Source organism: Pseudomonas sp. NFACC02 (genome assembly GCF_900110765.1).
Classification (GTDB): Bacteria; Pseudomonadota; Gammaproteobacteria; order Pseudomonadales; family Pseudomonadaceae; genus Aquipseudomonas.
Window position 1 is genome coordinate 296,595 of sequence record NZ_FOEO01000003.1, and the last position, 14,639, is coordinate 311,233.

The following is a 14,639-nucleotide window of genomic DNA, read 5'->3' on the forward strand; positions in this document are numbered from 1 at the left end:
GTCATGAACAGCACGCTGATGAGGGTTCGAATGAGAGATTGACCACAATGCCAGCATCGGGTTCGGCAGTGGTCATACAGTATCGAAAAACAATCGGGATCAAAGCCCATTGAGTGTCGCGCCCACCCCGGATCTGTTGCAGCGTGTGTCCCCCAAAACGCGACAAGTGTAGCGCGACTGCGGGGCGCTGTGCGCGTGGCAATCGACATAACTGGCTGAAAAGTCGACGTTTCACGGGCGTGGCACAGCGCTTGCTCTTTCCGGATCAAGCCGGGGCACACAAGCGCCCGGTTCTAATAAGAACGGAGAGCCACATGAACCGATCTGGCCAGCACCTTCGCTTTGGCGGCATGCCGCCCCGCCTGTTTGTCAGCGCCCTCGCGCTGGGTGTCGTTTTCGTGTCCCAGGACTGCTTCATCGCCCCAAGTCAGGCCGCCGGATTGCCGGCCGCTGTCGACGGTGCGCGTATCAGCGCCGCCGATCAGGAGCCGGGCAACTGGATGAGCCACGGGCGGACCTACGACGAGCAGCGTTTCAGTCCGTTGAAGAAAATCAACGACCAGAATGTAAGCGGGCTAGGCCTGGCCTGGTCTTACAAGCTGGATATCGACCGCGGCGTCGAGGCCACACCCATTGTGGTGGACGGCGTGATGTACACCACCGGGCCGTTCTCGGTGGTCTATGCGCTGGACGCCCGCAACGGAAAACTGCTGTGGAAATACGACCCTCATTCGGACCGCAACCGTGCGGGCGAAGCCTGTTGTGATGCCGTGAATCGCGGCGTGGCGGTGTGGAACGGCAAAGTATTCGTGGGGGTGCTGGATGGGCGACTTGAAGCCATCGACGCCAAAACCGGACAAAAGGTCTGGTCGGTAGACACCCGAACCAGCCCGGACCGCTCCATTACCATCACCGGCGCGCCGCGGGTCGTGAAGGGCAAGGTCATCATCGGCAATGGCGGGGCCGAATACGGCGTGCGCGGTTACATCACCGCTTACGACGCAGAGACAGGGAAGCAGGACTGGCGCTTCTTCACGGTGCCGGGCGACCCGAAACTGCCCCCGGAAAACAAGGCCATGGAGATTGCCAGCAAAACCTGGTTTGGCGACAAGTTCGTCGAGCAGGGCGGTGGCGGTACCGTCTGGGACTCCATGTCCTACGACCCGCAACTCAATCTGCTGTACATCGGCGTGGGTAACGCTTCGTCGTGGAACCCCAGGCTGCGTTCTGAAGGCAAGGGCGACAACCTGTTTCTGTCCTCCATCGTTGCGATCAACCCGGACAACGGCGAGTACGTCTGGCATTACCAGACCACGCCGGGCGATGCGTGGGACTTCACCGCGACCGCCCACATCATGCTCGCCGACCTGAAGATCGACGGCAAGATGCGTCAGGTGCTGATGCAGTCGCCGAAAAACGGTTTCTTTTACGTCATCGACCGCAAGACCGGCGAATTGCTGTCGGCGAAGAACATCGTGCCGATCAACTGGGCCACGGGTGTCGACATGAAGACCGGCCGACCGATTGTGGATGAGAAGGCCGCCGTCTACTGGCGCGATCCCGAGAGGAAAGCGCTGCTGGTGCAACCGGCGTTCTGGGGTGCCCATGACTGGCAGCCGATGTCCTATAACCCGCAAACCGGTCTGGTCTACATCCCGGCGCACATCATGTCGGCCCTGTATCAGGACGTCGAAGGCCAACCGCCGCGCAAGAAGTTCAAGAGCATGTACCAGCTGCAGGTCAACACCGGGATGATGCCGGAAGACCCGGATGGCCTGCGCAAACTGGCGGACACCTGGAGCGGCAAGCTGATCGCCTGGGACCCGCTCAAGCAGGAAGCGCGCTGGGAAGTGCCGTACTCGACAATCTTCAATGGCGGCACCTTGAGCACCGCGGGCAACCTGCTGTTCGAGGGCACGGCGGATGGTCGGGTGGTCGCCTATTCGGCGGACAAGGGCAAGGTGCTGTGGGAGCAGCCCGCCAATACCGGTGTGATGGCAGGGCCTGTGACCTACGAGGTGGACGGCGAGCAATACGTGACGTTCATGGCGGGTTGGGGCGGGGCGTTTTCGACCTTCGCCGGTGCGCTGTCACTGCGTGCCGGGGTCAAGCCCAACGCGCAGGTGCTGACCTACAAGCTGGGTGGCACGGCGAAACTGCCGGACCTCAAGTACAAATACGCTGATCGCAAGGTCGATCCTCCCGCGTTCACCGGCACCACCGAGCAGGTGGACAAGGGCCGAGCGCTGTTCAACGGCCATTGCGACACCTGCCACGGCATCAACGCGATCAGCGGCGGCGTGTTGCCGGACCTGCGCATGCTCAGCAAGGAAAACCACCAGATGTTCCTTGGGATCGTCTACGGCGGGCGGGTCAATGACGGCATGCCGTCCTTTGCCGGTGAGCTCAGTCCGGACGAAGTTGAACTGGTGCATCAATACATCATCAAGCGCGCCAACGACCTGAAGAAGGAAATGGCGTCGGCCAGGACCGCCACCACCCAGTAAACGACATTCACCTGTAGGCGCGGGACAAGCCAAGCGCCTACAGGGCCAGCACGTCCAATCGATAACAAGAGGCCAATTCCATGAGTAACCCGCTACCGATTTACCAAAGCTACATCGACGGTGCTTTCAGCGCTGGCGACAACCTGATCGAAGTGTTCAATCCGGCCAACGGCGAACTGCTGGGGTCGGTGCCGGAAACCAGCATCAGTGAGGTCGAGCGCGCCATTGCGGCGGCCCGCAGCGCACAAAAGGGCTGGGCGCGCAAACCGGCCAATGAGCGCGCCGGTTACTTGCGCCGGATCGCGACCAAGGTGCGCGAGAATGCCGATCGTCTGGCACGCATCATCACCGCCGAGCAGGGCAAGGTGTTGGGGCTGGCACAGGTAGAGGTCAACTTCATGGCGGATTATCTGGACTACATGGCCGAGTGGGGCCGTCGTCTGGAGGGTGAAATTCTCACCAGCGACCGTCCCGGCGAAAACATCTTCGTGTTCCGCAAACCGCTGGGTGTGGTGGCCGGCATCCTGCCGTGGAACTTCCCGTTCTTCCTCATTGCCCGCAAGCTGGCGCCGGCGCTGATCACTGGCAACACAATTGTCATCAAGCCGAGCGAGGAAACGCCGATCAATTGCTTCGAGTTCGCCAGGCTGCTGGCTGAAACCGACCTGCCCAAGGGCGTCGTCAATATCGTGTCGGGCAAAGGCTCGACGGTGGGGAACGCGCTCAGCGCCAGTTCAGCCGTGGACATGGTCAACTTTACCGGCAGCGTCGCCACCGGCCAGCGCATCATGGCAGCAGCTGCACACAACATCACCAAACTGAATCTGGAGCTGGGCGGCAAGGCCCCGGCCATTGTGTTGGCCGATGCTGATCTGGGACTCGCCGTCAAAGCGATTACCGCGTCGCGGGTGATCAATACCGGGCAAGTGTGTAACTGCGCCGAACGGGTCTACGTCGAACGCAAGGTGGCCGATCAGTTTGTCGAGCAGGTCAGCGCGTCCATGGCTGCAACCAAATACGGCGATCCGTTGACCGAGGAGGGGCTGGACATGGGACCGCTGGTCAACAAGGCAGGGCTGGACAAGGTGGCTCAGATGGTCAAGACGGCGGTCAGCGAGGGGGCGCAAGTCATTACCGGCGGCGCTGTCGCAGACAGGAACGGCAAGGGCTTTCACTACCAGCCGACGGTGCTCGCCAACTGCCGTCAGGACATGGAAGTCATGCGTCAGGAGATCTTCGGGCCGGTGCTGCCGATCCAGATCGTCGACGACCTGGACGAAGCCATCGCGTTGGCCAACGATTGCGAATACGGTCTGACGTCCTCGATCTATACCCGTGACCTAGGCGCCGCGATGCGCGCCTGCAACGAGATCGACTTCGGCGAGACCTACATCAACCGTGAAAACTTCGAGGCGATGCAAGGGTTTCATGCCGGGGTTCGCAAGTCCGGCATTGGCGGCGCGGATGGCAAGCACGGCGTGTATGAGTTCACGCACACCCATGTGGTGTACATCCAGATCTAAGCGGGTCCTTGCAAGCCATTTACGACGATGGGGCGCACGATCCGCGTGCAGTTCCGGCCTGTGGGCGGCGGTCACCCGGACGCCCACAGGGTATCTCCTGTGCCTGCTGTCATGCCGCCGCCGGCAGGCCCGACCGATGTTCCTCATGCGAGACATTCTTCGGCATCAAGGCTAGGATCAACGCCACCTGCGAACGTCGATGGAGTGTTGCAATGCCTGCGTGGCAAACGATCAGCTTATGGATGGATCAGCTCGACGAACCCTTGTCGCCTCGCGCGGCGCTGCACGAGGATCTGGACGTTGACGTGGCGATCATTGGCGCAGGTTACACCGGCCTGTGGACGGCCTATTACCTCAAACGCCACGCGCCGGATCTGAACATCGTGATCATTGAGGGGCAAACCGCAGGCTTCGGTGCTTCGGGGCGTAATGGCGGCTGGGTGATGGGCAACCTGCTTGGTGAGGACCGCATGCTTGCCGGTCTGTCGGCCGAAGACCGCCGCGCCTCATACCACCTGCTGTTCGGCATTCCCGATGAGGTGAAAACCGTCATCGACCGCGAGGGTATCGATTGCGATTACCGCAAGGGCGGCGCGTTGTATTGCGCCGCCCGTTACCCCGAACAGGAACGCACGCTGCGTGAATACCTCGCCAAGCTCCATCAACAAGGGCTGACCGAGGACGACTATCGCTGGCTGAGCCCCGACCAGTTGGCCGGACAGTTGCGTATCGCACGCCCTTATGGCGCGATTCACTACGCTCATCTGGCCACCGTTCAACCGGCGAAACTGGTGCGGGGACTGGCACGCGCGGTCGAGCACCTGGGCGTGCGTATCTACGAGAACACCCCGGCCATTGACTGGCGATCCGGGCAGGTATCGACTGCGCACGCCCAGGTTCGCAGCCGCTGGGTGGTGCCCGCCGTTGAAGGTTATGCCGCGAAATTGCCGCCGCTGGACCGCTACCAGCTACCGGTGCAAAGCCTGCTTGTCGCCACCGAACCGCTCCCTGCGAGCGTCTGGGAGGAACTGGGTCTGAGTCAGGGCCAGGCCTTCGGTGAAAGCAGTCGACAGGTGACGTACGGCCAGCGATCCATGGATGACCGGCTGGTGTTCGGTGCGCGTGGCGGATATCAGTTTGGCGGACGCCTGCGAGAAAACTTCGACCTGACCGACAGTGAGGTCGCGCTGCGTCGCTACTTGTTCAGCGAGCTATTCCCGCAACTGAAAAACACCCGAATCACTCATTCGTGGGGCGGCAATCTGGGGATGTCCCGACGTTTCCACCCGCACATGCTCTGCGACCATGGCAATGGGATTGCCCTGTCCGGCGGATACGGCGGGGAGGGTGTCGGCGCCAGCAACCTGGGCGGCCGGACGCTGGCTGACCTGATTCTGGGGCGTGACACGCCGTTGGTGAGTCAGCCTTGGGTGATCCGTGAAGGCGGGCTGAACCGACTGAAAGGGTGGGAGCCCGAGCCCTTTCGCTGGCTGGGCTACAACGCCATCATTCGTAGCTTTGTGCACGAAGATCAGACCCTGGCCGACCCCTCGACCCCGGTATGGCGAAGGAAGATCGCCAGCGGCGTGGCCGACTTAATGGAAGGGTTCATGAAATAGGTGCCGGCTAACCCAGCCGGTTTGGTGCCACGATCCGGTACTTCTTCATTTTCCGATACAGCGTCGATCTCGCCACCGCGAACTCATCGGCCACCGCAGTGATGTTCCAGTGATGACGGCGCAATGCTTCCAGCAGGCGCTGGCCCTCATCGTCGGCGGTCAGTTGCGCCAACGGCGGTCGGGCTTCGACAGGTGCGGGCGGTTGGAGAGCCCGTGTCTGATCGAGAACGTCCGCTGGCAGGCAGTCGGTGGTAATCCTGCCATCGTCCGCCAGCGCCACGGCGTAACGCAGCACGTTGATCAACTGACGGATGTTGCCTGGCCAGGCGTACTGGCTGAGCAGTGCCATGCTCGTGGTGTCGATCCGGCAGTGCTCTCCACCGGGCTGATCGTGCAGGACAGTTGCGATCAAGGACTGGATATCGCTGCGTTCGCGCAAGGCAGGCAGTTGCAAGGTCATGCCGTTGAGGCGATAGAACAGGTCTTCCCGGAACGCTTTGCCAGCGATCATCTGTGACAGATTCTGATGGGTGGCCGAGATCACCTGGATATCCAGTGGCAGCGGTGTGTCGGCACCCAGCGGCGAGATTTCACGCTCGGCGAGCACCCGTAGCAAACGGGTCTGCAGGTGGGCCGGCATGTCGCCGATTTCATCGAGGAACAGCGTGCCGCCGTTGGCGATTTCCAGTTTGCCCTTCATGCCCTTCTTATTGGCGCCAGTGAAGCTACCGCTGCGGTAACCGAACAGCTCGCTTTCGATCAGCGTTTCGGGAATCGCTGCGCAATTGAGTGCCACGAAAGGGCGCTCTCGACGTCGGCTCGCCAAGTGGATCGCACGGGCAAAGGCTTCCTTTCCGGTGCCGGTCTCGCCGTTGATGAGAATGGGCAGGTCTTTGTCCAGCACTTTGTACAGGCGCGCCACGCTCTGTTGCAGGCGGACGTCGGCACCACTGAGCTGCTCCAGCGTCGGCCCGCGATGAACGGCGGCGGTCGGTCGACGCTCGGCGGGTCTGGCGCTACGGACCTTGACCGGCATGCGCAGGCCGACTTCCACCTGCCGCGTCCCGATGCGCAGTCGTGTGGCGTTGGCACCTCCGTTGTTCAACCGCAGCAGCTCATCGACGTCCACTGGCAGCAGGTCACTGAGCCTGCGCCCAAGCAGTAGGCCGTGGCCGTGGGTTTCATGTTCGACGAAAGCGGCGCGGTTGGCACCGATGACCCGTCCCTGTTCGTCCAGCGCCAGTAACTGTTCGTTCGCCAGATCGGCGATCTCATCGCATGGTTTGATCATCAGCGTCAGGGTATTGCGGTGGCTGTGGCGCAAATACGCGTTTTCGATCATCCGTGCGTACATGATCACCAGTTGCAGGGTCAGGTACTGCGCTTCCTTCGGACCATTGCTGTTCAGGCATGAGGCGTTGAGGCAGCCGCGCACCTTGCCCAGCGAATCGAAGATCGGCGACACGGAACAGCTCAGTCGGTCGTTCTCACGCAGGAAGTGTTCGTCGCGGTGAATGATCAGCGCGCGGCCTGAGGCCAGCCCGGTGCCGATGCCGTTGGTGCCGACCAGCGACTCGTCCCAGCGTGAGCCGACGATCAATCCCGAGTCGGCATACGCGCTGCCGGTCGTGGGCACACGTGAGTCGAGGGCAATGCCGTGCTCGTCGCTGAGCAGCACTGCAAATCCTGCCTGACCCACGCGTTTTGCCAGCCCACTGACCCCTTGACCGGCAATCGACATGTAGTCGTGGTGGAATTCCTGATGGCGATGAATCTCGGCCGCACTGAGGACCTCCTTGTTGCCCCGGGCAGCCGGTTCCAGGCCGTGCTCGACAACGCTGCGGTACCACGACTGTACGATCAGGCCATCGGAGGGCAGGCTGCGGTCGGGGAAGTAGTCCCCGACAAAGGCATTGAGATCAGCGGGACCGGGTCCCGTGGTCTGCAAGGACATGGCGTTCTCTCCTGATGCGTCTGCGACCTGATGCCGACAGCGCATGAATTATTGTTCTTTCAGTACCGCCCTCGATAAGGCCGCAAAAGGTGCTCGCGGTGGGCGCAATGCTTCAGACTAGCCTTTTTCGAAAATATCGCCTGTTACAAAAAATACCCGTCGGGCAAAAACATCGCAGCAAAACCCGTACCGGCGCACCGGTCCTGAGCGCGAGGCCTCTGCTGTGCGGCCAGTGGGTTTTCATCGGTCAGGCTGTGGCGCAATGGTTGTCGCGGTTGCGCTCCACATGTCGCAACGGTGTTGCGCCCGGGGCGAAAAGCCATTGCGCGGCCTTGCGACCCGCGGCCTTGCGACGCGCGGACATTGGCGTATAACGGAGTGACCGGACTGTCCCGGTGTCGCCAGGGAGTGTTGCTTATGTGGACCAAACCAACCTACACCGATCTGCGCATCGGCTTTGAAGTCACGATGTACTTTGCCAGCCGTTGAACCCTCCAGACGAAAGCCCCGCCATCTCAAGATGTCGGGGCTTTTTCGTAGCGGTTTCCGCCGTACGCCATGGCCGTCGAGACCGTCAAAGTTTCGCCCAGAAATCCTCTGCAAAGTCGCTCAGGAGCGTGGCGGGCCTGAACAGGCGAACCTCCAGCGCAATATCCCAGTGCGCGTCCAGTGCGCGTATCAACTTGCCGCTGAGGATTTCGGGTTCGGCCAGGGTTTTCGGCAGCCACGCAATGCCTTTGCCCTCCAGCGCCATCGACAGCAGCACCGCCGCCAGGTGCGAGCTGAACACGGTGCGCAGGTGGGGTGGCTGCGCTTCCTGACGCAGGCGCGCCGAAACGATTCGCCCCAGCCCGGACTCCGCCGTATAGCCCAGTAACGAAAGCGGTTCGGCCAGGGCGGTGTGTTCGAACGGTTGCCCCTGCAGAGGCATCAGTACATCGCTGCCCACCACTTTCGAATGGAAAGATTCAGCCGGAAATTGTGGCGGCACGTCGTCGTGCTGATGACACAACAGAAATTGCACTTCGCCGTTGAGCAGCAGTTGCTCGCAGACCCGCATATTGTCCGAGTGCAGCCGTATCGCCTCGATCGGGCTGATGCGTTCTGCCGCACGAACCCAACCCGGAAAAAAGGTGAACGACAACGAATGCGTGGCCGCGAAGTGCAGCGTCCGTGCCTGTTTGCCGGCGACTTCGCGGGCTTCCTGGCGCATCTGGTACAGCCGTCGGGTCATCTCCTGCGCGCTGCCGAGCATGTGTCGCCCGGCATCGGTCAACGTCGCGCCTTGCGTTGTGCGCTCGAACAGTTCGACCCCGACCCATGTTTCCAGCGCCCGGATTCTTCGGCTGAACGCCGGTTGAGTCACATGACGCAGTTCCGCGGCGCGAGAAAAATTGCCGCTCTGCGCCAGCGCATTGAAATCTTCCAGCCAGACCAGTTCCATCGTGATGCCGTCCGCGCATTGAGTGCCGCGTTTTTAGCATTGGCCGCAAGAAAAGGTCCAGTTCTACAGTGACCCGTCACTGGCCGTGCCGCTTTTTAAATAACAGCTCAAAAAAACAGGATTAACCCATGCGCATCGTCGATATCCGCGAGAAAACCGTTTCCATTGCCTCACCGATTGCCAATGCCTACATCGACTTTTCCAAGATGACCTGCTCGGTCGTCGCCGTGATCACCGACGTGGTCCGCGACGGCAAACCGGTCATTGGCTACGGCTTCAACTCCAATGGCCGTTACGGCCAGGGCGCGCTGATGCGCGACCGATTCCTGGCCCGTGTGCTGGAAGCCGACCCGGAATCGTTGATCGACAAGGAACACGACAACCTGGACCCGTTCGCCATCTGGAAAACCCTGATGACCAACGAAAAACCGGGCGGTCATGGTGAGCGCTCGGTCGCTGTCGGCACAATAGACATGGCGGTCTGGGATGCGGTCGCCAAGATCGAAGGCAAACCGCTGTATCGCCTGTTGGCGGATCGCTACCGCAACGGCGTGGCGGACGATAAGGTCTGGGTGTACGCCGCCGGCGGTTATTACTACCCCGGCAAGGACCAGACCAAGCTTAAAGCCGAGATGCAGAGCTATCTGGATCGCGGCTACGACGTCGTCAAAATGAAGATTGGGGCCGTGCCGCTGGACGAAGACCTGCGCCGCATCGAAGCGGTGCTGGACGTGGTGGGCGATGGTCAGCGTCTGGCGGTCGATGCCAACGGCCGTTTCGACCTGAAGACCGGTATTGCTTACGCCGAGGCGATCAAACCATACAACCTGTTCTGGTACGAAGAAGTCGGCGATCCGCTGGATTACGCGTTGCAAGCGGAACTGGCCAATCACTACGAGCTGCCGATGGCGACGGGTGAAAACCTGTTCTCCCACCAGGACGCCCGCAACTTGCTGCGCCACGGCGGCATGCGCCCGGACCGCGATTTCCTGCAATTCGACTGCGCGCTGTCGTACGGCCTGGTGGAGTACCTGCGCACCCTCGATGTGATGAAAGAGCTGGGCTGGTCCTCACGCCGCGTCGTGCCCCACGGTGGTCACCAGATGTCGCTGAACATCGCTGCGGGCCTGCACCTGGGCGGCAACGAGTCCTATCCGGATGTGTTCCAGCCATTCGGCGGATTTGCCGACGGCATTCGCGTCGAAAACAGCTACGTCGGCCTGCCTGACATCCCGGGCGTCGGTTTTGAAGCCAAGTCGGCGCTGTATGCGGTGATGCGCGAACTGGGTGAGGGCGCGTAAAACATCGCCCCACCTGTAGGAGCGCGCTTGCCCGCGATTGCGGTGTGTCCGATACATCTCCGGTGACTGATACACCGCGATCGCGGGCAAGCGCGCTCCTACAATTCTGCTTTCATAAATGAAACAGCAGTTCTTTCCCTCCATGCAAAAGCAACAGTGAGGCACTACATCGAACAGGCTTCGTATTGTCATGGGCGTGGCCCCGAGGCCTTGAATCCGGCCCGCGTCGGAACGTCGCAGGGGGGATGCGCAGGGGCCGGTGGTCGGCGGCTCTCATGGCTCGCAGAATCCTCCTGTTACAACTCGCGATTGCCTGCGGTGGTAGACTCTCGCCACTTCAGACGAGGAGCGACAGACGTGCGCAAGATGGCAATGATGGTGGCGGTATTGATGCTGGCAGGCTGTGACGCTGGCAAACCCGCGCCAGCCCCCAAGGTATCGACCGCTGACTCGGTCGCAGAAGCACCCACCCCGGCGTCATCTCAGTGGACCATCCGCGTTCATTTGAAAGAAGCGTTGAGTGACATGACCTACTGGCTGGTGGAGCACCATTACCCATCGTACGTGGTCAAGGTCGAGGGCAAGGAAGTGGTCATGATCGGCCCGTTCGAATCACAGGACGTCGCCGAAAAAGCGAAAACCGATATCGATGCCGCGCTGGTCAAGGGCCATCGCCTGTCTCAGCTGGAAGTGATCCCGCCCAAATCCTGAGAACTCTCCTGACGATGTGACGCGACAGCACCGGCCTGCTGTGCCACCCTCCCTTCACGCACTCGAATGCTCGAGGGCGTGAACCGGGAACCGCCGTTATGGACGAGATTCAACGCCTCAGTGAGCTGCTGTCCGCCAACCAGCGTTTTGAAGAGCAAAAGCACCAGCGTTTTCGGGACGACCTGACGCAGTGGAACGCCAGTATCGAGGCCCTGTATCAGCAGGTCGAGGACTGGCTCGCGCCATTGGTCGAAGCGGGGCAAACCCGATTCGAATACGAACCGCATCTGGCCCAGAACAAGGGATACCCCGACGAAAACTCTCCGTTCATGACGCGCCGCATGTGTTTTGCGCTGGGCGCCCATCCGGTCGAGTTCGTGCCGGATGCCATGGGCCCGAAAGGGCAGGTGAGTCTTTCAGTCAGCGGATTGAGTCTGCATGGGCAGGAGAAATACAGTCTGCAACTGGATGCCGGCCGCCGTGACTGGATGCTGAGAAAGACCGTGGGTGTGAAGGACACTGAGCCGTTGGCGTTCACGGCGGATTACTTTGGGAGATTGCTGCAAGGGGTGGTGCCGCAGCGGCAGGGGTAAGCCTTTTTCGGCGGCTAATAACGGTCACTGGCAGGAACGCGCTTGCTCGCGAATGTGTGGTGTCTGCCAATGAACGATTGGCTGATTCACCCCGATCGCGGGCAAGCGAGCGCCTACACGGCGGGTGCCGATTGAATCAACGACGACCCAGCAGCAGGCCCACAACCAGACCGAAGCCTGCGGAGATCGCCACGGTCTGCCAAGGGTGGCCGCCGATGTAGGTTTCGGTGGCTTCGACGGCAGGTTTGGTGCGCTCACGCACGCTGCCAACCGACTCCAGCGCCTGCTTGAGCTTCAGACTCAGCTGTTGGCGCACGGTGTCTGCCTCTTCGCCGACCAGCGCAGCGCTGTCCTTGAGCAGTTTGTCGGACTCTTCGATCAGGGCCGCCAGTTCGCTGAACGCCTGATCCTTGATCTGTTCGGCGGCAGTCTGGGCAGCAGTTTTACGAGCCATGGCTATTTCCTTTCGATTGATGATGGCAGTGACCAAATGGAGTCCTGCAGGTTCGGAAAAGTTGCAGTGTATCCATGCCTCGGCGTAAAAAATGCGACGAATGTAACCGGGCATCCAGGTTGTCAGGTGTAAGATGCTGACGCTTTCGGACCGGCACCGGTTCGGGATCACCCGTTTTGTTTTTGAACACCCGTTTTTTGCAACCGAGGTAACTGTCATGAGTTTCAACCTGGCCAACAAGTCTCTGGCCGAGCGCGCCGAAATCGAAGACGAGAAGTCCCGCCTGTTCGAGCTGTGGCAGAGCAACCTTGGCAAGGCCAAAGGCGAAGCCGCCCGGCTGATGGGCGAGCGCGCCAAGCGCAAGGGCAAATGGTCGGAGTGGGTCCGCGCCGAGCTGGACGCGATGTCGCCGCCTGAGTTTGCCAACATGGTCCGCGCCGAGGTCAATCGCCAGGTGGCCGCTGCTCGAGGTTGAGGGTTCAGGCGCTGGTCTTGAACAGCGCTTCAATGGCCTCTCGTACCTTGTTCACCGCCGGGTCCATCTGAGCGCTGGTACGCCATCCCAGTTCGATGGGGTAGCGCGGCATCGACAGCGGGCAGTCGAGCAGCGCCAGCCCCGATAATTGCGCCACCGCTTCGGCGGCATGTCCGGGAATGGTCGAGATCGCGTCCGTGCCTTTGAGCAGATAGGGCAGCGCGGCGAAGTGGGTGGTCGATGCACACACCGTCCGCGCCAGGCCCAGACTCGACAGGCCCTCATCCACCATGCCGATGATGCCCCCCGAAGACACCAGAATCTGCTCGCGGGCAATGAACTCGTCCAGCGAAAGCGCCTGCTGGCCCGGCCGCAAACTGTCGGCATCGGCGAGGCACAGATAGCCCCCTTCACCCAATACCCGCCGACTCAGCAGCCGATCGGCCAGACCGCCTGACGCGATCGCCAGATCAATGCTGCGCTCCATCAACGCCGCGCCGACGATCTGGCTGTGGGTTTGACGAAAAATCAGCTTGAGGCCGGGCGCCCGCTCGCGAACGGACGCCATCAGACGCCTGCCAAACGCTATCTCGAAATCGTCCGACAGCCCCAACGCGACAGAGCGACCCTCGAAGTGCCCGCCCGACGGATCGACCATGGCCAGGCTTTGCCGGCATCTATTCAGCGCATCGGTCACCACCGGTTTGAGCTGATTGGCACGCAACGTGGGCGCCAGACCGCGTCCGGTGCGTATGAACAACTGATCGTCATACACGTCGCGCAGACGTCGCAGCGCGGCGCTGACAGCCGATTGTGTAACGCCCAGGCGCAGGGCGGCGCGACTGGCGCTGGCTTCATCGTGCAGGGCTTCAAAGACCTTCAACAGGTTGAGATCGACGTTCGCGATATTCATATGGTTCATATCATTAACAATTGTATTAGGCTTTATTCATGTTGGGCGACGCGTGGAGAATTGGCAACACATGCCCCGTTACCGACAACCAGGAGTTTTCAAATGCCCAAGTCCATTGTTGCTGCGCTGCAGATCGGCGCGTTGCCTGGCGGCAAGGCCGACACGCTGGCGCAGATTCTGTCCTACGAAGCGGCCATCCGCGATGCGGGCGCCAGCGTGGTGGTGATGCCCGAAGCGTTGCTCGGCGGATACCCCAAAGGTGAAACGTTCGGCACTCAGTTGGGTTATCGATTGCCGGAAGGACGTGATGCATTCGCCCGCTATTTTGAGAACGCCATTGATGTACCTGGAGCAGAAACCGACGCACTGGCCGACCTGTCAGCGCGAACCGGTGCCAGTCTGGTCATCGGCGTGATCGAGCGCGCGGGCAGTAGCCTGTTTTGCACGGTGTTGTTTTTCGAGCCGGAAGGTGGCCTGGTCGCCAAACACCGCAAATTGATGCCGACGGGCACCGAACGGCTGATCTGGGGCAAAGGCGACGGTTCGACATTGCCGGTCATCGATGCCAAGGCCGGGCGCATCGGCGCGGCGGTGTGTTGGGAAAACCAGATGCCGTTACTGCGTGCCGCGATGTATGCCAAGGGCGTGCAGATCTGGTGTGCACCGACCGTGGATGAGCGCGAAATGTGGCACTGCACCATGCGCCATGTCGCACAGGAAGGCCGGGTCTTTCTGATCAGCGCCTGTCAGGTGCAAGCGTCGCCCCAGGCGTTGGGCATCGAGGTCGCCAACTGGCCCGCTGAGCGCCCGTTGATCAATGGCGGCAGCCTGATCGTCAGCCCCATGGGTGAGATATTGGCCGGCCCGCTGATCGGGGAAAAGGGCCTCCTGACGGCTGAGATCGATACCGACGAACTGGTGCGCGCCCGGTATGACTTCGACGTCGTCGGCCATTATTCACGGCCGGACGTGTTCGAACTGGTGGTGGATGAGCGGGCCAAGCCTGGCGTGCGATTTATCACGGAATGAATGAGCAAACCCGTGATCGATGCCACCTGTAGCCGTGCGCTTGCCCGCGATTGCGTCATGTCAGCCGATATCTTGGTAGCCGACCTGTTGAAATCGCGGACAAGCGCTTCTACAAG

General features: G+C 61.2%; 13 protein-coding genes. 9 read left to right on the top strand and 4 right to left on the bottom strand.

Going from position 1 to position 14,639, the window contains the following annotated elements; all coding sequences use genetic code 11:
- Positions 1–314 precede the first annotated feature (314 nt).
- The 3 genes from BMY73_RS05055 (at position 315) to BMY73_RS05065 (ending at position 5,649) form a co-directional block, all read left to right on the top strand.
- Entirely contained in the window at positions 315–2,507 is a 2,193-nt protein-coding gene (locus tag BMY73_RS05055) for a PQQ-dependent dehydrogenase, methanol/ethanol family (RefSeq protein WP_256570820.1), read from the top strand.
- A gap of 80 nt (positions 2,508–2,587) precedes the next feature.
- Entirely contained in the window at positions 2,588–4,030 is a 1,443-nt protein-coding gene (gene aldA / locus BMY73_RS05060) for an aldehyde dehydrogenase (protein WP_092405453.1), read from the top strand.
- 212 nt (positions 4,031–4,242) lie between these two features.
- A complete protein-coding gene (locus tag BMY73_RS05065; protein ID WP_092405455.1) occupies positions 4,243–5,649 on the top strand; it encodes an NAD(P)/FAD-dependent oxidoreductase in 1,407 nt (468 codons plus the stop codon).
- A 7-nt stretch (positions 5,650–5,656) separates the two neighbouring features.
- On the opposite strand, the gene BMY73_RS05070 is transcribed toward BMY73_RS05065, so the two are convergent.
- Positions 5,657–7,603 (bottom strand): sigma-54-dependent Fis family transcriptional regulator, encoded by a 1,947-nt coding sequence (locus BMY73_RS05070; protein WP_092405457.1) that lies wholly within the window; start codon positions 7,601–7,603, stop codon positions 5,657–5,659.
- Positions 7,604–8,020: 417 nt separating this feature from the next.
- Between BMY73_RS05070 and pqqA the strand changes: the two genes are divergently transcribed.
- Complete coding sequence (pqqA, locus tag BMY73_RS05075) at positions 8,021–8,092, top strand: pyrroloquinoline quinone precursor peptide PqqA (RefSeq protein WP_074750225.1); 72 nt, start codon at positions 8,021–8,023, stop codon at positions 8,090–8,092.
- A gap of 85 nt (positions 8,093–8,177) precedes the next feature.
- Here the strand turns inward: pqqA and BMY73_RS05080 are convergent, their stop codons facing one another.
- A complete protein-coding gene (locus BMY73_RS05080) occupies positions 8,178–9,047 on the bottom strand; it encodes a LysR family transcriptional regulator (protein WP_062382317.1) in 870 nt (289 codons plus the stop codon).
- A gap of 128 nt (positions 9,048–9,175) precedes the next feature.
- Here BMY73_RS05080 and BMY73_RS05085 point away from each other — a divergent pair, with 128 nt between their 5' ends.
- From BMY73_RS05085 to BMY73_RS05095, 3 genes are all read left to right on the top strand, one after another.
- The gene (locus tag BMY73_RS05085; RefSeq protein WP_092405459.1) at positions 9,176–10,348 is read left to right on the top strand and encodes a mandelate racemase/muconate lactonizing enzyme family protein; all 1,173 of its coding nucleotides are present in this window, start codon (positions 9,176–9,178) and stop codon (positions 10,346–10,348) included.
- A 357-nt stretch (positions 10,349–10,705) separates the two neighbouring features.
- On the top strand, positions 10,706–11,059 hold the full coding sequence (locus tag BMY73_RS05090; protein WP_092405461.1) for a hypothetical protein: 354 nt from the start codon (positions 10,706–10,708) through the stop codon (positions 11,057–11,059).
- 98 nt (positions 11,060–11,157) lie between these two features.
- Positions 11,158–11,652 carry a hypothetical protein gene (locus BMY73_RS05095; protein ID WP_062382320.1) on the top strand — a complete coding sequence of 165 codons (495 nt, stop codon included), beginning with the start codon at positions 11,158–11,160 and terminating at the stop codon, positions 11,650–11,652.
- 136 nt (positions 11,653–11,788) lie between these two features.
- Here the strand turns inward: BMY73_RS05095 and BMY73_RS05100 are convergent, their stop codons facing one another.
- Positions 11,789–12,106, bottom strand: coding sequence for an ElaB/YgaM/YqjD family protein (locus tag BMY73_RS05100; protein WP_062382321.1), 318 nt, complete (start codon positions 12,104–12,106; stop codon positions 11,789–11,791).
- Positions 12,107–12,323: 217 nt separating this feature from the next.
- On the opposite strand from BMY73_RS05100, the gene BMY73_RS05105 reads away from it, so the two are divergent.
- Positions 12,324–12,581 (top strand): hypothetical protein, encoded by a 258-nt coding sequence (locus BMY73_RS05105; protein WP_062382371.1) that lies wholly within the window; start codon positions 12,324–12,326, stop codon positions 12,579–12,581.
- Positions 12,582–12,585: 4 nt separating this feature from the next.
- On the opposite strand, the gene BMY73_RS05110 is transcribed toward BMY73_RS05105, so the two are convergent.
- Positions 12,586–13,503, bottom strand: coding sequence for a LysR family transcriptional regulator (locus BMY73_RS05110; protein ID WP_062382322.1), 918 nt, complete (start codon positions 13,501–13,503; stop codon positions 12,586–12,588).
- Positions 13,504–13,596: 93 nt separating this feature from the next.
- Between BMY73_RS05110 and BMY73_RS05115 the strand changes: the two genes are divergently transcribed.
- Positions 13,597–14,523, top strand: coding sequence for a carbon-nitrogen hydrolase family protein (locus BMY73_RS05115; RefSeq protein ID WP_062382323.1), 927 nt, complete (start codon positions 13,597–13,599; stop codon positions 14,521–14,523).
- Positions 14,524–14,639 lie beyond the last annotated feature (116 nt).